The sequence below is a fragment of the Streptomyces chengmaiensis genome, from assembly GCF_029846775.1.
GTDB classification, from domain to species: domain Bacteria; phylum Actinomycetota; class Actinomycetes; order Streptomycetales; family Streptomycetaceae; genus Streptomyces; species Streptomyces chengmaiensis.
On sequence record NZ_JARWBG010000002.1, the window covers coordinates 218,888 to 241,936 of the forward strand.

Annotated in this window: 18 protein-coding genes and 1 pseudogene; 13 read left to right on the forward strand and 6 right to left on the reverse strand. The window is 68.9% G+C overall.

The window, feature by feature from the left end; translation table 11 throughout:
- Nucleotides 1–84: 84 nt before the first annotated feature.
- The 3 genes from QCN29_RS02845 to QCN29_RS02855 form a co-directional block, all read right to left on the reverse strand.
- A complete protein-coding gene (locus QCN29_RS02845; RefSeq protein WP_279926026.1) occupies nt 85–933 on the reverse strand; it encodes a DUF2637 domain-containing protein in 849 nt (282 codons plus the stop codon).
- Nucleotides 934–1,378: 445 nt separating this feature from the next.
- Nucleotides 1,379–1,597, reverse strand: coding sequence for a hypothetical protein (locus tag QCN29_RS02850; protein ID WP_240134350.1), 219 nt, complete (start codon nt 1,595–1,597; stop codon nt 1,379–1,381).
- A 376-nt stretch (nt 1,598–1,973) separates the two neighbouring features.
- Nucleotides 1,974–2,612 (reverse strand): LPXTG cell wall anchor domain-containing protein, encoded by a 639-nt coding sequence (locus QCN29_RS02855; RefSeq protein WP_279926027.1) that lies wholly within the window; start codon nt 2,610–2,612, stop codon nt 1,974–1,976.
- 868 nt (nt 2,613–3,480) lie between these two features.
- Between QCN29_RS02855 and QCN29_RS02860 the strand changes: the two genes are divergently transcribed.
- On the forward strand, nt 3,481–4,770 hold the full coding sequence (locus tag QCN29_RS02860) for a S8 family serine peptidase (protein ID WP_279926028.1): 1,290 nt from the start codon (nt 3,481–3,483) through the stop codon (nt 4,768–4,770).
- An 89-nt stretch (nt 4,771–4,859) separates the two neighbouring features.
- Here the strand turns inward: QCN29_RS02860 and QCN29_RS02865 are convergent, their stop codons facing one another.
- On the reverse strand, nt 4,860–6,302 hold the full coding sequence (locus QCN29_RS02865; RefSeq protein ID WP_279926030.1) for a polysaccharide biosynthesis tyrosine autokinase: 1,443 nt from the start codon (nt 6,300–6,302) through the stop codon (nt 4,860–4,862).
- Between the two features lie 163 nt (nt 6,303–6,465).
- Between QCN29_RS02865 and QCN29_RS02870 the strand changes: the two genes are divergently transcribed.
- The 7 genes from QCN29_RS02870 (at nt 6,466) to QCN29_RS02900 (ending at nt 15,151) form a co-directional block, all read left to right on the forward strand.
- On the forward strand, nt 6,466–7,332 hold the full coding sequence (locus QCN29_RS02870; protein WP_279926031.1) for a glutaminyl-peptide cyclotransferase: 867 nt from the start codon (nt 6,466–6,468) through the stop codon (nt 7,330–7,332).
- A gap of 94 nt (nt 7,333–7,426) precedes the next feature.
- Nucleotides 7,427–9,250: a DUF4012 domain-containing protein gene (locus QCN29_RS02875; protein ID WP_279926032.1), complete on the forward strand. Its 1,824-nt coding sequence runs from the start codon at nt 7,427–7,429 to the stop codon at nt 9,248–9,250.
- Between the two features lie 93 nt (nt 9,251–9,343).
- Nucleotides 9,344–10,513 (forward strand): glycosyltransferase, encoded by a 1,170-nt coding sequence (locus tag QCN29_RS02880; protein WP_279926034.1) that lies wholly within the window; start codon nt 9,344–9,346, stop codon nt 10,511–10,513.
- Nucleotides 10,510–11,490, forward strand: coding sequence for an NAD-dependent epimerase/dehydratase family protein (locus tag QCN29_RS02885; RefSeq protein WP_279926035.1), 981 nt, complete (start codon nt 10,510–10,512; stop codon nt 11,488–11,490). Before QCN29_RS02880 ends, QCN29_RS02885 begins: the two co-directional genes overlap by 4 nt.
- A gap of 76 nt (nt 11,491–11,566) precedes the next feature.
- On the forward strand, nt 11,567–12,958 hold the full coding sequence (locus tag QCN29_RS02890; RefSeq protein WP_279926036.1) for a lipopolysaccharide biosynthesis protein: 1,392 nt from the start codon (nt 11,567–11,569) through the stop codon (nt 12,956–12,958).
- A 171-nt stretch (nt 12,959–13,129) separates the two neighbouring features.
- Nucleotides 13,130–14,008 (forward strand): FkbM family methyltransferase, encoded by an 879-nt coding sequence (locus tag QCN29_RS02895; RefSeq protein WP_279926037.1) that lies wholly within the window; start codon nt 13,130–13,132, stop codon nt 14,006–14,008.
- 12 nt (nt 14,009–14,020) lie between these two features.
- Nucleotides 14,021–15,151 (forward strand): glycosyltransferase family 4 protein, encoded by a 1,131-nt coding sequence (locus QCN29_RS02900; protein WP_279926039.1) that lies wholly within the window; start codon nt 14,021–14,023, stop codon nt 15,149–15,151.
- A gap of 149 nt (nt 15,152–15,300) precedes the next feature.
- On the opposite strand, the pseudogene QCN29_RS37015 reads toward QCN29_RS02900, so the two are convergent.
- Nucleotides 15,301–16,371, reverse strand: a pseudogene (locus QCN29_RS37015) (O-antigen ligase family protein); the annotation flags it as partial.
- Nucleotides 16,372–16,700: 329 nt separating this feature from the next.
- Here QCN29_RS37015 and QCN29_RS02905 point away from each other — a divergent pair.
- The 5 genes from QCN29_RS02905 (at nt 16,701) to QCN29_RS02925 (ending at nt 22,185) form a co-directional block, all read left to right on the forward strand.
- Nucleotides 16,701–17,369 carry a PIG-L deacetylase family protein gene (locus QCN29_RS02905; RefSeq protein WP_279926040.1) on the forward strand — a complete coding sequence of 223 codons (669 nt, stop codon included), beginning with the start codon at nt 16,701–16,703 and terminating at the stop codon, nt 17,367–17,369.
- 34 nt (nt 17,370–17,403) lie between these two features.
- Nucleotides 17,404–18,510, forward strand: coding sequence for a glycosyltransferase (locus QCN29_RS02910; protein WP_279926041.1), 1,107 nt, complete (start codon nt 17,404–17,406; stop codon nt 18,508–18,510).
- A gap of 141 nt (nt 18,511–18,651) precedes the next feature.
- Nucleotides 18,652–20,277 carry a GNAT family N-acetyltransferase gene (locus tag QCN29_RS02915; RefSeq protein WP_279926042.1) on the forward strand — a complete coding sequence of 542 codons (1,626 nt, stop codon included), beginning with the start codon at nt 18,652–18,654 and terminating at the stop codon, nt 20,275–20,277.
- Nucleotides 20,278–20,323: 46 nt separating this feature from the next.
- On the forward strand, nt 20,324–21,022 hold the full coding sequence (locus QCN29_RS02920; RefSeq protein ID WP_279926043.1) for a WbqC family protein: 699 nt from the start codon (nt 20,324–20,326) through the stop codon (nt 21,020–21,022).
- Entirely contained in the window at nt 21,019–22,185 is a 1,167-nt protein-coding gene (locus QCN29_RS02925) for a glycosyltransferase family 4 protein (protein WP_279926044.1), read from the forward strand. Before QCN29_RS02920 ends, QCN29_RS02925 begins: the two co-directional genes overlap by 4 nt.
- A gap of 104 nt (nt 22,186–22,289) precedes the next feature.
- Here QCN29_RS02925 and QCN29_RS02930 read toward each other — a convergent pair whose 3' ends face one another.
- Nucleotides 22,290–23,039 carry an FkbM family methyltransferase gene (locus tag QCN29_RS02930; RefSeq protein ID WP_279926045.1) on the reverse strand — a complete coding sequence of 250 codons (750 nt, stop codon included), beginning with the start codon at nt 23,037–23,039 and terminating at the stop codon, nt 22,290–22,292.
- Between the last annotated feature and the right edge of the window lie 10 nt (nt 23,040–23,049).

Sequence of the window (23,049 nt, forward strand, 5' to 3'; positions counted from 1 at the left end):
GGCGGAAGGACGGAGCGCTTCCGCAGGCCGCCGCTCCGGAGTCCGACGACACTGGAGCCTCCCACCAGTGCCTCAGAGATCCCGTCAGGGTACGTGCGGCTGAGAACGCCTGTCCGTCGTCACGCGAACCGATTCCGTGTCAGCGAATGCGGCCGTGCTCGCGGCGAGCCGCGATCGGTGCCGGGGCCTGGTTCGGTGATGTGGCCTTGTCAGGCGGATCTGTCGGACGAGTTGCTGAAAGCACGCCAGAGCCGCGCAAGTCGGCAGGGCAGCAGCAGCGACGTCGGTGGCGGTTCCGTGTGACTGGACGACACACAGGAACACCGCGGCGGAGGAGAACAGCAGTACCACGGCCCAGGAGTGCACGGCCCGGCATCGGTGCAGCGCGGCGCGCAGGATCGACAGCGCCGCCACAAGCCAGGGACCGTAAACAAGCAGCGGCCACCAGGAAACAGCACTGTTCTGCGAGGTGAGAACGGCAGCGAGCCGCAAAGGCTCATAGGTGGCCATGCCGCCGAAGACGCTCACCATCGATGTGATGACGGCGACCAATGCGGCGATCAGACAGCTCAGGGTGCGCACACCGCTGGGACGTCTGCGTTCCCGCAGCTTCCGATGGCTCGTGGGAGCAACCCTCAGCGGCGGCAGTTCGGCCGTGATATCTCGCAGCTTCCCCAGAGGGCTTCCTGAAGGCGGTGCGGTTACCGACGTCTCCTCGCAGGCCGGGCGCTCGGCTGGGGCACGCTCGGCCGCCATGGCGTCCTGGAGCAGGTAGGCGAGTTCCTCGGCCGGGTCCCATGCCGGATCCGGCGGAACCAGGGGGGCGTGGGACGCCTCGGTCGCACGCCGATGCCGGCCGGTGCCCTCCATGTCGTACCAGCCGCGATGGTCGGCGTGGAAGCCGGAGTGGTGGTCGATGCGCTCGTCGTTCATCTCGCAACTTGATCATTCGGCCCGAGGACGGGTTCCTTGGCCTGTCAAGGCACCCAATCGTTGAATGCGACCAACCCGCAGCCGCATCATCATGGAATCCGGAGATCTCCGCAGCAGGGGTTCGGCGGCCCGCAGTACAACCGGCCGCCCCGGTTTGCCGGAAGTGCCGTTGGCACCGGGCGTGGAGTACGCAGAGGACGGAGTGTGGATAGAGGGGCCCATCGTCACCGCATGTGCCCCGGCCAGGCCCTGTCCGTCCTCGCGATGGACGGACAGGCCGATGTTCCTTTCCTTAGTCATGTCACCACTAACGCTTCCCCTTCCCCCTGGATGCGCGGCAAAGGAGTGAAGGGACACCGGAGCAAGCATGCAGTCCATAAGAATTTCGACAGTATTCACTCGCGCTGCGACATTCATATGATGACCCCTATTGCTTGACCGTTGGTCAGGATCGGGCCACCGTCAGGAGGTCCACGCCGACAGCGTCCAGCTCGCGATGCAGGGGGTGGGTGTTCTCTTCGAGCACTTCGATCATGCGGCGGCGCCGACGCAGCTCAAGAACGTCAACACGCCACATCCGGCCGAGTGGAGGCGACCCCAGAAGGGCTCCCACGGTGCAGGCAGAAGCACAGACGATCAACACCCAGAGAGCGGTGTTCCACACGGTTGTCTCCTCCGTCGTTCTGGTGGCTGTACCTCGAACCTCCGCAGGGAGTACGGCGCACGAGGAATTTCACGGACACCCGAATAACGCGGACACCTAGGCCGGGTGACAGATAAGGCCTGAAACACCCCGCAGGAACCAACCGAATGACTGCCCTTACATCCCACATATCGACCCGCGGTCGGGCCATCACATTTCTGTGCGGAGTCGGCCGCACCGCGACCGACTCGCCCAGCCGATCCCGGATACGCACAGACGCCGACGGCCGACAGCACGTACCCGACCCGACGCCGCGAGAGCGTGTGGGAAGGGTTCGTCGCTGCCGGCCGTCACAGGTATTGCCTGAGGCGTCGGGGGCGCTTGTTATGCGCGCAGATCAGCCGCGCTTCACGCGCCGGGTGAGAAGAATCGCCCCGCCACCGAGCAGGAACAGCCCGGCGACTCCGCCCAGCAGGAGGGCCGAGTGGTCCTCACCCGTGTCTGCGAGGCGCGGCCTGCCGTCGTGATCGCGGCCGGGCCTGCCGTCCTGATCACGGTCGGGCCCGTCGCCGTCACCGGGGTGGCCATGGCCGTCACCGGGACGACCAGGACCGTCACCGTCACCGTCACCGGGACGACCAGGACCGTCACCGTCACCGTCACCGGGACGACCGGGACCGTCACCGTCACCGGGACGACCGGGATCGTCTTCGTCGTCCAGCACGGTGATCTCGGCCAGGAGGACCTGCATCTCACCCTCGAGGCGGAAGATGTGCTCACCCGGCTTGACGTGATGGGGGATGGTGACGGTGTCCGTCACCGTGCCGTTCTCGTCGGCCGTGTGGAAATCCAGAATGACCTTGTCGGAGAAGATCGCCGACTCGATGCCGTCCTCACCCGGTCCGAATCCGGTTCCGGTCAAGTCGAGCGAGTCTCCCTGGGTGACGGTGTCGGCGCCGAGAGTCAGGCTCGGAGGCTGCGGGGGATACGGTTGGGCCAGGGCGGACTGCGCCCCCAGTACTGGTACAGCGGCCATGACAGCAGAGGCTGCTGTGGCCGCGAGTGCGGCACGCCATTTGGATGACGCCGTCATCGCATTTCACGCTCCTCGAGTGGGATCAGGCCGACGCCTTGGCGCGACCCGCGAGTACGGTATACGCATGTATCTCGCCGAAAGGCATGTCTTAACGTCTGTCGGTGTATGAGACTCCATCTGGCGCATGAAGATCACCAAATGGACGTCACATCCGTCTGAGGGCAAGGGCCCGTAAGGCACCTGCTGCCGCATCGAGCTACCGACTTCACCCTCAAGAGGGATCTGGATTGCCGTCGTCATCCCTTCCCGCACCGAACGCGCAGCGCCACGGCCACGGCCACGGCCACGGCCACGGCCACGGCGGAGAAGAACGGCACAACGCACCACGAGTCAGCGGGCCGGCGGTCACCGCCTCGGGCAGCGGGCCGTGGACGACGATGCCCCGAACACACCGACCTTGAGGCGAATGACGTGGACCACCGCGTCGCTCAGTAGGCCGACGGTCCGAAACAGCGGGCTTCTGCGGCCGCCGCGTATTCGGCGGCGCCCAGAGCAAGGGCGCCGACAGGCGCCGCCGGCCCCGCCGCATGGTCGCCCCCGTTGCGAACGTTGAGACCCGGGTGCGAAGCATTCACATAACACCGGCGTCGCGTGTTTCCGCGGAACGCTGACGCTCTCGCACCGTCACAGAAAGCGGGCCACAGAGCCACACGGCTGACAGATACACGGAAAATCCCGCCTGCCCGAACGTCGGGGCGTCGCCATTCCTCGCGCACCTGCAAGCTCTAGGAATCACGGCCGAGCTGAACACCCAGAACATCAAAGTCAGTCCGGCTCGCCACTCCGACACATTCGAGAAAGGTCCGGGATGCCCAAGACCATTGTGGTGACCCTCCTCGCGACGGCCCTGGCGGCTGGTACACCGAGTGCCATCGCCCATACGGGCGAAGTAGACTTCCCGCCCACAGCCATGGTGTCCGACACGACCGGCACGATCGCCGACCGGTACATCGTGATGCTCAAGGACACCGGCACTGACCGACATGGCGACATGGACGACGTCCTGACGGCGGCGACCGAGCGCGCCTCCGGCATGGGCGCCCTCGTGCACCACGTCTATCGCCATGCACTCCATGGCTATGCGGCGTCGATGACCGCGAGCACCGCGGCCGCGCTAGCCCTCGACCCGCAGGTGCAGTCGGTGCAGCCGGACCGAGTGGTCCGTGCCACGGACCAGTCGGTCCCGACCGGTGTGAACCGGGTCGACGCCGACCTCAGCCCGACCGCGGCCATCGACGGTGTGGACACACGGGTCAACACGGATGTCGCGGTCCTCGACACCGGGATCAGCACCAGCCACCCGGACCTCAATGTGAACCGGTCCGGCGGTGTCAACTGCTGGATGCCCTTCCTGCCGCCCAACGACTACCACGGCCACGGCACGCACGTGGCGGGCACCATCGGCGCCCTGGACAACGGGACCGGAGTCGTCGGGGTGGCTCCCGGTGTGCGGCTCTGGCCGGTGCAGGTGCTCAGCCCCCTCGGCATGGGATCGACCTCGACCGTCCTGTGCGGCATCGACTACGTCACCCAGCACGCCGACCAGATCAAAGTGGCCAACATGAGTCTGGGCGGTTCCGGCGCCGACGACGGCAACTGCGGCAAGACCAGCAACGACGCCATGCACCAAGCCATCTGCAACTCGGTCGCCAAGGGCGTCACCTACACCGTGGCGGCCGGCAACAGCCACGCCGACGCCAAGAACACCGTGCCGGCCGCGTACGACGAGGTGATCACCGTCAGCGCTCTGGCGGACTTCGACGGGAAGCCCGGCGGCCTGGCCGGGCCGACCTGCCGCGACGACCAGGACGACACCCTCGCCGACTTCTCCAACTTCGGCTCCGACATCGATCTGATCGCACCGGGCGTGTGCATCAGGTCGACCTACCTCAACGGCGGCTACACCACCCTGTCCGGCACCTCCATGGCCGCGCCGCACGCGGCGGGCGGCGCCGCACTCTACCTGGCCACCCACCCGACCGCGTCCCCCCAGACCGTCAAGGCTGCCCTGCAGAACGCGGGCAGCCTCGACTGGGCCTGGCCGTCGCAGGACGGGGACGCCGTCAAGGAGCGCCTCCTCAAGGTCTCCCCCTTCTGAGCCGGCCGACGGCTCGGCGACACGCCTCGGTAGCGCACCTCGGCACCGGCCGAGGTGCGCTACGGCACGTCGGACCCGCGGCCCCCGGCTCATTTCTCACTTGCGAGATCCATGACGGCGGCCTTCTTCTGCTGGGCCGCCAAACGCGGCGCGGGCAGTTCGCCGTGCGCCCCGTAGGCTTCGTAGCGGTCGCCCTTCGGGGGCGCGGCCATGTTGAAAACGGTGCCGAGCACACGGCCGCCCACCTGTTCCAGCGCATCGGTGGCGGTGCGGACCTGGTCTCGGCTGGTCTTCGAGGACCGGACGACGAGCAGCGTGCCCTGGGCCAGCGGGGCGAGTCCGATGGTGTCGGCGACCGGCAGCAGCGGCGCCGTGTCGACGATGACCGCCTCGTACGTTTTCGCGAGGTCTTGGAGGACCTCGCTCATACGGGCCGAGGCCAGCAACTCGGTGGGGTTCGGCGGCACGGCGCCACCCGCCAGCACCGAGAGCCCGTTGCCGACCTGCTGCATCACTTCCTCGGCCCGGGCCTGTCCGATGAGCACGGTGGTCAGTCCGGCGTCCTGGACGAGGCCGAAGGTATTGGCCACACACGGACGGCGCAGGTCGGCGTCGACCAGACACGTGGAGACGCCTGCCTCCACGAGGGAGAGGGCCAGGTTCACCGAGGTGTTGGTCTTGCCCTCACCCGGCACCGAACTCGTCACCATGATGATCCGGGGACGGTCGTCGACCTGGGCGAACTGCAGATTGGTACGGAGTTTGCGGAACGCTTCGGCGCGCTGGGAGTGAGCGGCGGCGGTGATGAGCGGCTGTGCGGGTGCGCTCTTGTCGTACGGAATGGTTCCGAGGGCCGGCAGACCGGTGAGCTCGCTGAGCGCCTGGCTGGTCTTGAGGGTGGTGTCGAGGGTCTCGCGCAGGACGACGAGTCCGGCGGCGAGCAGCAGTCCGACACACGCTCCTCCGGCCAGGTTGAGCAACGGCCGCGGAGAGACGGGGGCGTCGGGCGCGACCGCCTGCTGGGTGACGCCCAGCGAGACGGGTGAGACAGCGGCTGGAGGTGCGTCCGCGTCGCGCCGGGAGCCTACCGGCTTGGGTGTCTCCAGCCGCTCGACGACCGCGCTGAAGCTGGCCGCGACGGCATTGGCGATCTCTGCGGCACGCTTGGGGTCGGCGTCCCGGACGGTGATGTTGATGAGCACGGTGTCGAGCGGGGCGTCGGCGGTGATCCGGGATGCCAGCTCCTCCGGTGTGGTGCTCAGCTTCAGATCACGCACAACCGGCCCGGTCACCTGACGGGTCGGCACGATCGCGGCGTAGGACTGTACCCGCGCCTGCGAGAAGCTCTGCCCCTGGCTCAGCTGAGTGGTGTCCTCACTGGAGCGAGTGGCCACGAAGAGTTGCGTTCCGGCAGCGTAGACGGGGGTGCTCAGCTGCGTGACGGCGAGCGCCGCCCCCACCGCGAGAACAAGACAGACCGCAACGGTCACCCAGCGTCGGGCAAGAGCCTTCAGGAATCCGTGGAGATCCAAACTGCACCCCTCAAAGGACCGAGGGAAACCACCCAAAGGAGAGGTTTATTCCCTATGTACATTGCTGAACATAGGGGCTAGAACATCCCGATCCGGGGAGCCACCCCCATTCGGCCCGCAAACAGCCCGGCAGGCAGGCGCTCGACCGAGGAGAGTGGAGAAGATGACGCCGTCAGAACAGAGCGGTGCCTGCCTGCGTGAACACGTCGGCGTCGTGATGGCGTCCGTGTTCTCGGGGGCGCTGCTCCTGTGCTGCACGTCCTGCACCGCGAGGGACGCGGTGGCGTCCGCGGACGATGTGGAGCGGTTGCGCGTCAAGGTGCTGGAGGCCCTGCCGCACGATCCGCAGGCCTTCACCCAGGGTCTGGAAATGGCCGGTGACACGCTGTACGAAGGGACCGGTCTGGCCGGGCGGTCATCGGTACGGGCGGGCCCGCCCGGCGGCCGGCCCACGGCCCGTGTGGACATGCCGGCTCCGTTGTTCGGCGAGGGGATCACCCTCGTAGGCCGGACGCTCTGGCAGCTCACCTGGCGGAACGGGATCGCCGTCGAGCGCGATGCGAGGACCTTGAAGGAGGTGCGCCGCGTCCGCTACCCCGACGAGGGCTGGGGAGTGTGCCATCAGCGGTCCCGGAACCGGCTGGTGACGAGCGACGGTTCGTCCCGGTTGACGTTCCGGGACCCGAGGACGCTCGGGACGACGGGCGACATCGAAGTCACCGAGAACGGGCGACCGGTGACGATGCTGAACGAACTGGAGTGTGTCGGCGACGCCGTGTACGCCAACGTCCTGTTGAGCGATCGGATCGTGCGCATCGACCCTGCCACCGGCGCGGTGACGGCGAGCATCGATGCCACCGGGCTCCTCCGTGAGAGCGAGCGCGTGGACGGTTCCGTCCTGAACGGCGTGGCGGCCGTCCCCGGCACCGACCAGTTCCTGGTCACCGGCAAGTTCTGGCCCAAGATGTTCCGTGTGGTGTTCGTTCCCGAGGAGACAGGCTCGCCCACCAGGGGCCCGCGGCAGGAGTGAGCCACCCCATCAGGTGACTTACGCGCAACACCGATCGCCCGGCAGTCGACCACTCCGTTCGTGCATGTATTCATGTGCCATGACGGAGCGACATGTGTCTGCCGTCCCAGGGCCTTCCGGTCCCGTCCACGGCGTCTCCCGCCTGCGCGGATCCCTTCGGCGCCCTTCAGTCAGGAACGCACTGCTGGCCGCCGCGGCGCTGTGCGTGGCCGGCGCCGCCTGGATCGGGGTCACCGGGCTGATGGCACGCTCCGAACTGCTGAAGGCGCAGCGGCAGCTGTCAACGCTCAAGCGCACCGTCACAAGCGCTTCACCCACAGAAAGTTCGACGAGCCCCGAGAGAACGATGCGGGCCGCGGCGGCACATGCCGCCCGGGCACACCGGCTCACCACCGGCCCCGCCTGGTACATGGCCTCACATGTGCCCTATCTGGGTCGGCCGGTCACCACGGTTCGCGGCATCGCCGAGTCCGCCGACCGGCTGGCCGGTGACGTGCTGCCGCCGTTGGTGGGACTCGCGGCGCGGCCGAGCGACGATGCCGGTCACAGCGGGCTGCACGCCCTGCTGTCCGAACTCCGCAGCAGTGCCGCGGCTCTTGAGCAGGCCGCACGGGCTGCCGCCGAGACGCGCGCTCTCGCCGATGGGCTGCCTCGCGCGTCCTGGGTGCCGGGGCTCGATCGGGCGCGTGTCCAGCTGGTCTCGCAGCTCCAACGGACGGCCCCCGCCATGGCCGACATGGCTGTGGCGGGCCGTGTGCTTCCCTCCATGCTGGGAATGGACGGCCCACGGCGTTACATCGTCGTGTTCCAGAACACCGCCGAAGCCAGGGGCACCGGAGGCCTCCCCGGAGCCTTCACCGTACTGACGGTCGATCAGGGCAGACCCCGGTTCGAGACCTTCGACATCGACACCACGCTGGCCCATGTGCGCCCCGACGTCGACCTGGGAGCCGAGTACCGTGCTCAGTACGGCGCCATGGACCCCACCGGCACCTGGGCCAACTCGAACGTCAGCCCTCATTTCCCCTACGCGGCACGCATCTGGACGGCGGCGTGGAGCAAGTACAGCGGACAGCGGGTGGACGGTGCGGCCGCCGTGGATCCCAGCGCCCTGGCCAGGCTTCTTCAGGCGACAGGCCCGGGCAGACTGCCCGACGGAACAGCGCTCACTGCCGACAACGTACTGGAACTCACCCAGCGCACCAGCTATGCCCGCTTCGCCGACAGCCGGGAGCGCAAGGCGTTCCTCCTCGGCGTCGCACGCGCCGCCGCGACCACGTTCACGGGTGCCCTGAGCACCCCCGGCCAGCTTCCCGAACTCCTCAAGGCGACCTACGACATCACGCGGCAGGGGCGCCTGAAAGTATGGAGCGCCGAGCATCGGGAACAGAGCCTGCTGCAGCAACGCCCCCTGGCCGGTGCCTTGCCGTCGCAGTCCGGACCGCTCGCGGGAGTGGTGGTCAACAACGCCGCGGGCGGCAAGCTCGACTACTACCTGGATCGGGAGTTGCACTGGATCCCCGGCGACTGCACTCGGCACGGCCGAAAGGTCACCGCGCGGGTCACACTCGGCAACCGGGCCCCCGCGTCGGGGCTCCCCCCTTACGTCACTCAGCGCGTCGACGATCCGCCATACCCCACCCGGCCGGGAGACAACCGCGTGCTCGTCTCCTACTACGCCAGCTCGGGCGCCCGCCTGTCCGGCGCCACCCTGGACGGTCAGCCGGTCACCGTGGGCACCAGCGTCGAACGCGGCCACGCCGTCTACACGCTGGATGTGGAGCTGCCCGCGCAGAGCAGCCGCACGCTGACGCTCCACCTCCTGGAGCCGATCAGCGACCGCACCCCCGTACTGCTGAACCAGCCTCTGGTCACGCCGCTGCGCGCCCGCCTGGAGGCCGTGTCCGCCTGCGAATAGACGCAACGGGCTTCCCGTGATCGGACACCCGGCCTCGGCCGGCACATTCCTCAGCCAGCGCTCATCCGAACTCCGGAATACGAGGTCGCCTCCATGCGTCTCCGCGTCATAAGAGTCATCGCCAGGATGAACGTCGGTGGCCCGGCCCTCCAGGTGTCCGCCCTGATGCGCGGCCTGGACACCGAGCGTTTCGACCACCGGCTGTTCGCCGGTTCCGTGGGACCGGACGAAGCGGACTACATCGAGACGTCGGCCACCGATGTGGCGGTCTCCCGTGTGCCCTTCCTGGGGCGGGCGGTGCGGCCCGCCGACGACGTCCGGGCCCTGCGGGAACTCGTCGCGGCCATCCGGCAGTTCCGTCCGCACATCGTTCACACCCACACGGCCAAAGCCGGAGCGCTCGGGCGCATCGCGGCGATCACGGCCCGCGTTCCCGCCCGGGTGCACACGTTTCACGGGCATCTGCTGCACGGCTACTTCTCACCGCGGAAGACCAGACTGGTGGTGCACGCCGAGCGAGGGCTGGCGCGAGGCACCGACCGGCTGGTGGCGGTCGGCGAGCGGGTGCGCGACGAACTCCTCGCCGCCGGAATCGGCCGGACGGAACAGTACGCGGTGGTGCCGCCCGGCACCCTGCTCCCCGCACCGCCGGAGCGTTCCGAGGCCCGGCGGCTGCTGGGCCTCCCCCAGGACGCCCCGGTGGTGGCCTATGTCGGCCGGGTGACGCGGATCAAGCGCCCTGACCGCTTCCTGGCCGTCGCGCAGGAGGTACGCCGCACGGTCCCCGAGGCCGCCTTCCTGATGTGCGGGGAGGGCGACCTGGGGGCCGTTCTGCAACAGGACCACGGCTTGGACGGTGCTCTCCACCGCCTGGGCTGGCGCACCGACGTGGAGACCGTGTACGCGGCGGCGGACGTGGTCCTGCTCACGTCCGACAACGAGGGGATGCCGGTCAGCCTCATCGAGGCGGGCCAGGCGGGGGTGCCTGTGGTGGCAACCGACGTGGGCAGCGTGGCAGAGGTCGTACGGGACGGGGAGACCGGGCTGCTGTGCGGCCCCCACGCCCCGGAGCTGACCCGCCACACCGTGCGCCTCCTTCGTGACCCGCGCCTCCGCCAGGACATGGGCGAGCGCGCCCGCTCCTGGACCACCCGCCGATTCGGCGCGGAGCGCCTGGTCGACGACACCCACCGCCTGTACGCCTCCATCGCGGTGGCGCACGGCTGGTGGCCGCCTACTCCGACAGAGGGTGAAGGGAAATGAACGTAGTAGTCACCGGCGGAGCCGGGTTCATCGGGGCGAACCTGTGCCGTGAACTCTCCGCCCGCCCCGGCGTCGGGCGCATCATCGCCCTGGACGATCTCAGCACCGGCAGCGCCGCGAATCTCAAGGGCGTCGACGCGGAACTGGTGGAAGCCAGCATCCTCGACACCGATCTGCTGGACGACGCGGTGTCCTCGGCGGACGCGGTGGTGCACCTGGCCGCGCGCCCGTCCGTCCCCCGGTCCCTCGCGGATCCCTTCGCCAGCCACGAGGTCAACGCCACCGGCACCGTAAGGGTGCTGGAGGCGTGCCGCCGCCGAGGCACCCATCTGGTCGCCGCTTCCTCGTCCTCGGTGTACGGAGCGGTCCCCACGCTGCCCAAGCACGAGGACCTGCCGACCCGCCCTCTCAGCCCCTACGCCGCGAGCAAGCTCGCCACGGAGGCGTATGTACTCGCGCACGGGGCCAGTTTCGGCCTCCCCGTGCTCGCGCTGCGCTTCTTCAACGTGTACGGGCCGCTCCAGCCCGCGGGGCACGCCTATGCCGCGGTCGTCCCCGCCTTCATCCACGCCATGCTGCGCGGAGCGCCGGTGACCGTCCACGGCGACGGTCTGCAGACGCGTGACTTCACCTATGTCGGCACCGTTGTCCGGGTCCTGGCCGACGCCGCGCTCCGCCACGTCACCTGCGCGGGCCCCGTGAACCTGGCCTTCGGCACCCGGGTCTCCATCCGCGAGCTCGTCCAGCGTCTCGCCGAGGCGGTGGGAGGCCCGCCGCCCACCGTGGAACACCTGGCAGCCCGTCCCGGAGACGTCCGTGACTCCCAGGCCTCCGACGGCGTACTGCGTGGACTCTTCCCCGATGTCACGCCGGTGCCGCTGGACCACGGGCTGGCGGAGACGGTGCGGTGGTTCCGCGGGCTTCCCCAGTACGCGGCACAGTCAGCCGGCGAACCGGCTGGTGCCAGTGTGCTCTGACCCCGACAACCGAACGCCGGCCGGTGGAAGCGACGATGCTGCACAGCCACATCCGGAGGGAGCGCGACAAGGTCCTGTGAAGGAGACCCGGCGACGGCAACACGCCGGGCCGGCAGGGAAGCGGCGGTCGTGGCGGAGACATCTGCGGACCTTCGGCTCGCTCACGGCCGCCAGTCAGATCGAGTCCGCCCTGTCGTTCGCCACCACCGCCGTGCTGATCAGGATCGCCGGCAGCACCGGAGCGGGAGAAGTGCTGTTCGCCCAGGCAGTGGCCACGGTCTGGTTCCTGCTGTGGGATCCGCGCTTCGAGGACGCGCAGCAGCGGTTCGTCCCCGTCGAGCGGCTTCGAGGCCATGGCTGCGGAACCCGGCTGTATATCCGGCTTCTCCGGCTGGACGTCGCGGCCGGGGTGCTGGCGACGCTGGTGGGCGTGGTCGCGGTGTTGGCTGCCGCTGCCGCCGGGTGGATTTCCGGCGATCGGTTCTGGCTGTTCCTACTGGCCCTGCTGGCTGCCGGGGCGGCCACTCCTTCCGGGAGCGCATCGTCCGGTTTCGCGATCGCCGACCAACTGGCCCGGCTGGGCGCCATCCGTCTGGTTCTCGCCGTCGTCGGTTGTCTGGGCGCCCTTGCGGCCCTGCTGGTGGCCGGTCCGATCGGCTACCTCGCGGCCACCGTGGTCATGGCGTTGGTGTCCACATCCGTGCTGACCACCAGTGCCTGCCGGCGGGTGCGCGAGGCGTGCGGCTCACCCGCTGTCGGTCCCGCCGCGCTGCCCGTCGGCCTGGTGCCCTTCCTGGTGAAGAGTTCGGCGGCAGGGTCCGTCTCATTGGCCTCGGACACCGGCATCTCCGTACTGGCCGGGCTGCTCGGCGGACCGACGCTGGTGACATACCTGAGGATTGCCTCCGCACCGGGCCGCCTCTTCTCGAGTTTCGTCAGCCCGGTGGCGACGCAGCTCTACCCTCGTCTGGCGCAGGCCAGTGCCGAGGGGCGCCGTTCGGCGGTGAGGCGCGACACCCTGCGCTGCAGTGCACTGATCGGCGGCATCGGGGTCATCACCGTCGTCGTCGCCACCCCCCTGGTGGGCCCGCTGCTGACCTTGGTCTACGGCCATGGGTACGTGATGTTGTCGACGACCGCCCTGGTGCTGCTGGCCGGAGCCGCGCTGCGCGGCGGCGTGGTCTGGGGGAAGGTACTGCCGCCGGCCCTCGGCTTCCCAGGCGTCCGGCTGGCCTTCCTGACCGTCGAAGGAATCTGCCAGTTGGGGGCTCTGGTCGGCGTCACCCAGATCTGGGTCGGCGCGTCACTCGTGGCGCTGGCCTTCGCCTGGAGCTCCCTGGGCCTACTGGCTCTGAGCACGGTCGGCTGGTTCGTCGTGCTGTGGTTCCTCACCCGCACCCTGCCCGGTGCGGAAATCCCGGTTTCGCCACGCCGGAGTGAGGCGCCGGCGGACAGCTCGTTCGCATGAGCACCGGGGCAGGACGGAACAGGCGTCTGTCGGGAAAGGCGCTGCAACAGGCCCTGCTCGCTCCCTGCGCACGGGTGAACGGCCGACCGCCGACGGTGGCGAATCCCTGTAGGCGTTGATGCCGCGTATATCGTCGTGCACCAGGCTGGAGAGAAAGAGGAGTTATTGCAGATGACCACGACATCCTTGCGCTCCACTGCCATCAGCATCAGGAACGGGATTGTCCGACGAAGCCCGGCGATGCAGCGTCTGATCCAGCAGGGGGCCACGCACAAATGTCTTCCCAAAGCCCTGTACCGACGGCTCCAGCCTATCGGTGTGGCCACCTTGCATGCCCCGGACGGATCCCCTTTCCGGTATGAGTGTTTCGAGGAGGACGGGTTCGGCCGCATGATCGTCTGGCGCGATATGCGGGATTGGGAGAGAACGACCCAGCCGTTGCTGTACTCGTTGGCCAAGAAGTCCCGTGTATTCGTCGATGTGGGAGCGCACACCGGGATCTATTCGATCCTGGGATGCCTTGCCAATCCCGAGCTGCGGGTCATCGCCTGCGAGCCGAACCCGGGCCTGGCCGAGCGCATCCGGGCGAATGCCGCACTGAACGGGCTCACCGAACGACTCACGGTGGTGGCGGCGGCGTTGTCCGACGCTCCCGGAAGCGCCACACTCTCCATCCCGCGCAGAAGGACCCACGCTGCATCACTTCGCGCCCCCCTCCAGGGGGAGACGACCCTCGAAGCCGAGGTGACGACGGGGGACGCGCTCCTCTCGGGTATGCCGGTGGACCTGGTAAAGATCGATGTGGAGGGCCTGGAGTCACAGGTGCTGGGAGGGATGTCGGAGATTCTCCGCACCCGCGCACCCCACCTGATCATCGAGTGCCTTGACTCTGCGGCGCTGGAGAGCGCCCGCCGGGTGGTGACTCCCGCCGGATACAGGCACGTCTACCACATCAGCGCCCAAGGGATCGTCCCGGTGACCGGCCGCTTCAGAGATCCAGACCTGCTCTACACCAACTTCCTTTTCTGCGCCCGCCCCTACTCCGACTGACCGGGAATGGCCATGCAGGTTGCCAGGAAGGGCCCGACGGCCTTTCTGAGTCTCGGCCGCAAAGGCGATGCAGAGAACCGCATCTTCCACACAAACATCTGGTTCGCGGGAAGCAACGCCCGATATGAGAGCCTGCTGCCCCGGCTGCGCCGAATTGACAACTACCTGCTGTCATGCGCTGACAACAGGTACGTCCGCGGAGTGCAGTTCCGGGCGCTGCACATGACAAGCGGGGTGCACAACACATACCTGTTCGGGCGCGCGGCAAGAACCTACCGCTACGGGTTCATCACCAACGTCCAGCACATCGCGCATGCGCGGTTTCCCGTCGTCGTGGACATGGACGATCCCTTGTTCACCACGGAGGAGATCTCCCTGCTCGGCTCACAGCGCGTGGCCGCGATCGTGGTGACCAACGAGTCCGCTGCCGATCATTACCGCGAGCTGGGCATCCGAGCCCCGATCCGAGTCATCGGCCAGGGCGCGTCAACTCTCGACGTCGACGCCCGTCTGGCCCGGCAGCTGCGTCAGCGCCGCGCGCCCGGGGAGCTGACCGTGGGGTATGTCGCAGCCTGGCACCAGACCGCCGAGGAGGCCGGCGCCGGTACCGCCTACGACGTCGACCACCTCGTCGACGAGGTGTGGCCCGCCGTGGTGAGAGCGTGTCCGCGCGCCCGACTGTGGCTGGTGGGCGGAATCGGCGCCGGACTGCGCCGCAAGCTCGACGGCCGGGACGACATCGAGATCGTCGGCCGGGTTCCGCAGCACCAGGTGCCCACCTATCTGGACGCATTCGACGCCGCCGTCTATCCGAGACGCATTCAACACCGCCGTGCCGCCGTCAAGTTGTCCGAGTACATCAGCGCCGGAGTACCGGTGATCGGCTACCGCTGCGTCCCGACCGATCTGGTGACCCGCACAGGCGCAGGCGTCGTCGTCGACACCACCGAGGAGTTCGTCCGCCGCCTCACACACGTACTGCGCAGCCCGGCGCTGCGCGCTCAGTTGGCGGACAACGCACGTGCGGCGGCCTCCCTCGTGGACTGGAACGTGCTCGCCCGCGGGTACGCCGAGTTGCTGGACGAGTTTCTTCCGTCGACGCCGGGCCCTCGTGGCTCCCGGCCGAGACCCATTCCCGCGTAGACGAAGAACAGAAGTGTCAGCATCGATCCGGCATAGAGGGTCATCTCCGTCAGCGACATGGCGAGCACTCCGACCGTGAACAGCAGAGGAGTTCCACGCTGAGGGGCCACTCGGCGCAGGAGCTCTCCCAGGAACAGCAGGAGGAGAAGAGCGGCAGGCAGGCCCACCGAGGCGAACACGCCCACAAACAGGTTGTAGGGCATGACCGGGTCGGGCGAGGGCGGCATCGAGGCCCCCGCCCAATCCACGAACGGGATCCGCCCCCATCCGGCCCCGAACCAGGGTTCCTGCATACCGGCGTGGATTCCGTTGATCACGCTCAGCGTGCGGAGGTCCCCGCTGAACGGATTGAGGCCGAACCAGCGGGTGACCAGGTCGACGGTCCCCAACCCCAGCAGTCCGAGCACCAGCAGGATGGCTCCGATCCTGACGAGTGACACCCTCCTCTGCGCCCAGACGACGAGCACCACGACCGTGGCGAACCACACGCTGCGTGTCTGCGTCAGAAAGACTCCGCACAGCAGCATCGAGCCGACCACCCACCGGCCGGTGAAGCGCAGTTCGGTCGTCAGCAGCGGACACAGCGCGGCCAGCAGAAGGGCCCCCATCTGCGCCGGGTCTCCGATGTCGAGCCCGATGAGCCGCGGCTGCCCCAGGAGCACTCCGCCCACCAGGTTGACCAGGGCGTAGCACAGAACGGCCCCGTACATCAGCCTCCGATCGATCGGGTGGTTCGACAGGAGGACGAACACGGCTGCGTAGACGCTGATCCGCAGCAGCGGCGTGATGGGCGCGCCGGCGGACGCCGTGGCCAGAAAGGACCAGGCCAGGAAGAGTCCCAGCCACCGGCACACGGGCGCGAACAGTGCCGCCTTCTCGATGCGCTGCTTGGCGAAGGAGGCCAACAGGTGGGCGAGCAGTAGCAGGTCGCTGATGACCAGCGGCCCCGCCAGCGGCTCCTGAAGGGCTGCGATGCCGAGCCCATGGCCCGCCACGACGGCACCGACCAGCAGAAGGGTGGGCGACAGCACCAGCGCCGCCAGTACGGCGACAGTCGTCAGAGCCACCGTCGGCAGCCATGCTGGGGAACTGCCCAGCACACGTACCGCGATCGCTGCAGGGCCGGTTGTGCTGGTCACGATCCCGAGTGCCGTGACCAGCAGGACGAACACCGCGGCACAGGCCATGACAAGGACGGCTTCCTGGGGCCGGGTTCGCATCCGCAAGCTCCCTCCGCAGACTGGAGGACCGCCGTCTGCGGCATCCTCGGTGGTGGTGCAGGGCCAAGTGTCGGCCGGATGGGTCACGTTGACTTGTCCGGCGCGCGGAGCCTCCGGGCGGTGTACGCCGTTGGAGTACACCGGCTCTCCGGGGCGGCTCGTCGGCGGCGGCGGGCGGCCCCGTGCGTGCCACGCTGAGGCCGAGGCCGCGGCTTCCAGGCCTGACACACCGCTGGGCCGCCGACCGGCTCCGGGTGACGCGGCGTCGCGTCACGGCGTGCCGTCCGCTTCCCGGGCCCACGCCAGGCGTTACCCGAAAGGAAGACGTGATGTTCTGCAGCAACCCGATGTTCGAGCGGAGTCTGTTCGTGGGGGCCCATCTCGACGACATCGAACTGGCGGCGGGCGGAACCGCCGCCAGGCTGGTCAACGCGGGAGCGCAGGTGCGTTTCCTGGTGATGAGCACCTCGGAGTACACCAGCTACAACGGCCGTCACTTCCGCGACGCGGATGTGGCGGTGGCCGAAGGCAGGGAGGCCGCGGCGACACTCGGGGTGAAGGAGATCGACATCCTCAGGTTTCCGGCGAAGGATGTGGAGAACCACTCGGCCGTCGTGGAGTCGATCAACAAGGTCGTCGACGACTTCCGCCCGACCATGGTCTTCACGCACTGGCCGTTCGACACCCACCGGTCGCACGCGAACACCGCGCTCGCCACCATCGCGGCCAGCAGGTACTACAACTCCGTGGTGATGTACGAGCCCATCGTGCCCTCCGGTCGCAGCTATGTCGGTTTCCGGCCGCAGCTGTACATCAGCATCGACGACACCATCGAACAGAAACTGCAGGCCCTGCGGCAGCACAGGTCGGAGTACGAGAAGTACGGCGAGCAGTGGATCGAAGGCGTCGAGGCCCGGTCGCGCTACCGCGGCTATGAGATGCGCACCCGTCACGGCGAGGCGTTCGAGGTGTCGCGCCTGGAAGGCACACTGGCGTGACATGCGTGAACCATCGGATCGAGCACGGCCGGTGATGACTACGACGCGTGTCTGTGAGGTGATCAAGACCCTTGACGTCGGCGGCGCCGAGGTACTGCTTGTCGAGCGCCTCCGCCGGGAGCGACGGGCCGGGCTGGAGTACACCGTGGTCTTCATGCAGGCGGCGACCGACGAGTTGTGCGACGCTCTCCGGTCCGCCGGGGTGAGGGTCGTCGACCTGCGCGACTGCCCGCGGTGGCTCCGCTATGCCAGGCTGATCGCTGTGGTCAGGCACCTCGGGCCCGATGTGATCAATGTGCACTCGCCGTCTCCCGCGGCCGCGTTGCGCCCCTTCGTCCACCTGATGCGGCCCCGGCCCCTGCTGATCTCTACGGTCCATCAGGTGCGCTACAACTCACTGGCCATGTTGCTGAACCGTCCCACCCGGTGTCTCGATGATCTGGTGGTGGCGGTCTCTCCGCAGGTCGCCAGAGCACGAAGCGTGAAGGGAGCCCGCCGTGTCCTCACGCGTGTCCACGGCATCGACGCCGGAAGGCAGGGCCACTGGGCCAGGCATGCAGACCAGGTGCGGCAGGAGTTCGGGATTCCCCTGGACGCATTCGTCCTCACATGCGTGGCCAATCTGAGACCGGTCAAGAACCATCAACTGCTGATCGACGCGGCGTCACGGGTGATCGCCCACCGCCCTGACGCGCTCTTCGTGCTCGCCGGGGACGGCCCCCTGCGAGGGCAGGTCCTGGCCGATATCGACCGACGGGGGCTGCGCGACCGGGTCCGCTTCCTGGGCAGGGTTCCGCAGGCCAGTCGTCTGGTGGCGGCATCGGACGTGCTGGTGCTGTCCTCGCACAGCGAGGGGCTGCCGGTCGTGGTCATGGAGGCGATCGCGGCGGGAGTACCGGTGGTGTCCACCGCGGTCGGAGGCGTCCCCGAACTGGTCGACGACAATCGCAACGGAATCCTCACCAGACCGGGCTCGCCGAAGGCCTTCGCGGAGGGCGTCCTTCGGGCCATGCGCCCCGAGGTCCATCGGGTCCTCGCCGCCGGGGCACGCGCGGACGCCGCCAAGGTGGACGTGTCGGAAACCGCCGACTGGTTCGACGAGCTCTACGCCACCATGACGGCCGAGGCACGCCGAGGCTGACCGGCACGCCCGGGACACGGGGTACGCCGTCCGCATGGACCGGGCACGGTGGACGGCCCGTCGGTGGGAGCCACCTGTCACACCGTGTCAGCCTGGCGGGCGAACCACCACACGACCCGGAGGAATCGGATGCATGGTGCCGTGGGGACGATCCCGAGCGGTGCGCACCGCTACGAACTGTGCCGTCTGACGGACCTGACGGACGAATCGCTCGGCGCGCTCGTCGAGCTGGAACGTCTCGTCCACCGGGAGAGCGCCCACTACGACGACCGGCCCTGGGATCTCGAGAACTTCACCCGTCCTCTGCCGGGCAAGCAGGAACTGAGCCTGGTCGTCATGGAGTCGGGCAAGCCGGTCGGTTTCCTGGTGGCCTCCAGTCGCCCTGACGGCGTTCACGTCAACCGCGTGGCTGTCGATCCGCGCCATCGGGGCATGGGTGTCGCCGCCTGGCTCATCGCCCGGTTGTTCGCCCAGTCGTCCGGGACGGTCACGATCAACTGCGATCCGGGCAACCAGCCGGCGATCGCCCTGTACACCCGCGCGGGCTTCCGCGTCAGGGGGACCACACCGGCCGGAAAACTGCTGCTCTCGACCGACCCGCTGATTCCCGTCGAGAAGCTGTGCGTGTGGTACGTCTTCACCACAGCGGGCATGCGCAGCGGACACGCGGCTCACGTCCCCGGCTTTGTCGACACCCTGTCGCATACCTGCCGTGCCACCGCCGTGGGGTACGGCGATCCCGCGGACCTTCCGCCGCTGAGACTCAGCCTCGACTGGGTGCGCGCCTTCCTCCGCCTCGCGGCACGGGCGCGGCGGGAGGGGGTCGATGTCGTCTTCGTCCGCATCCACTGGAAACTTGCCGCGCTGCTGTGGATGGCCGGGCGGATGGGGGGCGGATGGCGCGTCGCGCTGTGGTCGTCCGGCGGCGTCGGCGTGCTTTCCGGAACTCGCCTCGGCCTTCGCGCGCGCGCCGGACGGCTCGTCCACCGCCAGGTGCTGCGCCGGATGGTCGACGCGGTCGTCACCGGTCCGCCACGCCTGATCGACCAGTACGCCGGGCGCTACGGTCTCGGCCGGGACCGGATGCTGCTCGCCTGCAACGACGTGAACGGGAAGGCGCTGCGCACCCTCACCGACGGCCCCGAGCTGGCCTGGGGACCGGTCGTCCGGCGGTGGCTCAAGTCCCCCCACCGGTTCCTCTACGTGCACAGCCTCGACGCCATCCGCGGAGCGGACCGACTGCCCCGGCTGCTGGCGGAGATCCGCACGGACCTGCCCGACGCCGAGCTCCTGGTCCTGGGAGACGGTCCGCTGTTCTCACGGCTCGCCCCCGAGCCGGTGCTGTTGGCGGGCCGCGTCCCGAACGACGTCGTCGTCCGAGTGATGGCGCAAGCGGGCTGTCTGCTTGTGCCATCACGCCAGGAGGGCTTTCCTCGGGTCCTTGTCGAGGCGATGGCGGTCGGCACCCCCTGCGTGTCCTTCGACGTCGGCGGCTGCGCGGACGTCATGGGGGAGCTGCGGGACCGGTACGTGGCTCCCGACGGCGACCTCGAGCGGATGGCCGAGCTGGCGGTCGCGGCAGCACGGGCGCCGCTCCCCGAAGCAGCGCGCACCGCACTCGTCCAGCGGGCCGCGGTTTTCGACACCGAACCGGTGGCCTCGGCCCTCGCCGTGACGCTCCGTTCTCTGCGGTCCCAGGGCGCCGGCCCGGCCGCCCTGCTGTCGCGGTCGCTGTGGCGGTCTGCGTTCCCCAGGAGGAATGACTGATGTCCAGCGCCAATCCCCCGAGGCGGCCCGGCCCGGAGGTGCTCACATGAAGGTGACGATTCATCAGCCGGAGCACTTGCCGTGGCTGGGCCTTCTGGCCAAGGTCGCGGCCTCGGACCTGTGGATCGTGCTCGACTCGGTGCCGTACCGGAAGAATTACTTCCAGAACCGCAACAGGGTCCTGTTGAACGGGGAGCAGACCTGGCTCACCGTGCCGGTCGAAGCCCCGTTCGGCACACTGATCCGTGATGTCCGGGTCGCGGGCACACCGCACTGGCTGCGGCGGTACCGCGGACGCCTCGTCCAGGCGGTGGCCGGCACCCCCGGCGCCGGCCGGCTCGAGGGGTTGCTGGCGTTGATCGAGGCGGCGGCACCCGGTTCCCCGCTGGCGGACCTCAACCTGGACATCGTGGACTGGCTGTTCCCTCAGTTCGAGGTCAAGGTTCCACGGGTCCGCGCGAGCGAACTCTCTGCCACCGGGAGCAAGAGCGGACTCATCCTCGACCTGTGCAGGACGGTGGGCGCCGACGAGTACATCGCGGGGCCTTCCGGACGCGACTACCTGGACCTGGCGGCCTTCGCCGACCATGGCATCCGGGTACGGTTCTTCGACTTCGACCATCCCACGTACCCCCAGGGCGGCAGCTCCTTCGTCCCCTGCCTCTCCGCGGTCGACGCCTGGTCGCGGCTCGTCCAGGCCGAGCTCCCGCTGCTGCTGTCGCGCTACCGGCTCAGCGACCGATGACGACCACGCCGCCCTCACCCGCCGTCCGCGCGCCCCTGCCCCGCGTCACCGTCGTGACGTTCTCCGGGCACCAGCAGCCCGAGGTCAGGGATTCTCCCAACCTCCGCACATGGGGTGCGCTGGCCGATCGGCTCGGTCATGCCTGCTGCGTCTGGTCGGGGCCGCGCCTGGCTGCCCGCCGCGGTCCCCTTCGGGTGGTACAGCGGCCCCGCCGCCCCGGACCGCACTCGCTGCTCTGGGCAGCCGGCTCGGTACGGATCGGGGTGCGTCTGGCACGGGCGGCCGCTCGCAGGGGCGAGACCGTACTCCTCAACGGCGCCGAGCCATGGGGCTGGCTGTCCGCCTCGATCGTCTCGCTGATCGTGCGTCGTCCGTGGCTGATGGAGATCCACGGCGACTATCTGCACCTGCCGGCAGCTTCCCTCGGCCGGTGGCGCCGCGCGGTGCTGAAGAGAGCCGTGGTCTTCTTCGCCCATCACGCCGGCGGGCGCAGGGTCGTCGCGCGGTCGATGCTCGATGCCCTGGACCGGCGCGGCATCCCCTCGGTCCTGGTACCGCCGAGGCTGCTTCCGGTGTGGGAACACAGGCTTGAGCGTGACCGGCCGCCGCTGTCCGACACCCGCGCCCCCCGGTTGCTGACGGTGGGCCGACTGGTGTCGTCGAAGGGCTACGACCTGCTGCTGGAGGCGCTCGCCGAACTGGTCCGCACCCATCCGGGGCTGCGACTGCGCGTGGTGGGCGATGGACCGCTGCGGGCCCATGTCGCCGAGGAGGCGGCACGTCTGGGGCTGTCCGGCCATGTCGAGTTCCTCGGAGCACGTGACGTCGACGAGATCCGCGCCGAACTCGCGCGCGCCGATCTCTTCGTCATCTCCTCCCGGGACGAGGGGCTGCCGAGGACCCTGCTCGAAGCCGCGAGCGCGGAGGTGCCACTCGTGGCCACATCGGTGGGCGGCATCCCGGCGGCCTGCGCGGACTGGGACGGTGTCCGTCTGGTTCCGCCCGACTCCGCCGCCATCGCGTCCGCTGTCCGACGGGCCATCGAGTCCCCTCCCAGCGCGGAACAACTGGCTGCGGTGCGGAGCCGGGTCCTCGCGGAGTACGGCTTCGACACGAACATCGATGCGCTGGCCGCCCTGTTCCGAAGCGTCTGCGCACGGTGACCGACGGCCCTTGGCCGGCACGGCCACGGTGACCGACGCCTCGTGGCCGGGCACGACGAAGGCGGGTGACCACGGTACGGCGGTCACCCGCCTTCAGACCCTGATCAGCCGGCGGCATCCTTGGCGCGCTGCCTTGACTGGGCGCCGAGGCGTCGGGCCGCCAGCGAGTAGACGGGGCGCGGAAGGGCGGTTCTGGCCGCCGTCCTGGCCCAGACATACAGGGGGCGGTGCAGCCCCAACCGGTAGCGCAGCGTGCCGGAGGCGGCGGGGGCGGCGGATGTCACCGCCGTGAGCCACTCCCGTACGGCCGCGCTGCCGCCGGGAGAGGTAAGCGACTCGGGGGTGACGAACCGGCAGCCCTCCTGCCGCAAACGCTCCTCGACGAACGCCTGCCGGTGCGCCTGGCTCGGGATCTTCCGGACGTCGAAGTCGACGTAGATGCACCGCAGGCGGTCGATCACGCCGCTGTCCAGCATGTCCTCGAGGACGTCGCACTCGCTGCCTTCGCAGTTGAGCTTGAGATAGATCTCGTCGTGGTCCGACGTGTTGGCCAGTAGCCAGTCCGTGGCCCTCACCAGGTCGACGGTCTCCGCTGCCACATGTGCGTCGAACTGCCTCTTGTCGGCGTACACGCTTCCGCCCAGCAGGCCCGTCCCGTAAAGGGTCGTCCGTCCCGTCCTGTTGGACAGTCCCACCGGCACGACACGCACTCTGGTATCGCGGAAGCCACCCAGGATGCGACGGCAGGGCCTGGCCGGTTCAAAGCAGAAGACCTTGTCGAACCCCCAACGGGGATCCAGGGCGACATCAAGGGTTTCGCCGTAGTGTCCGCCGACATCGAGGAAGATGCGCATGCTTCCCACT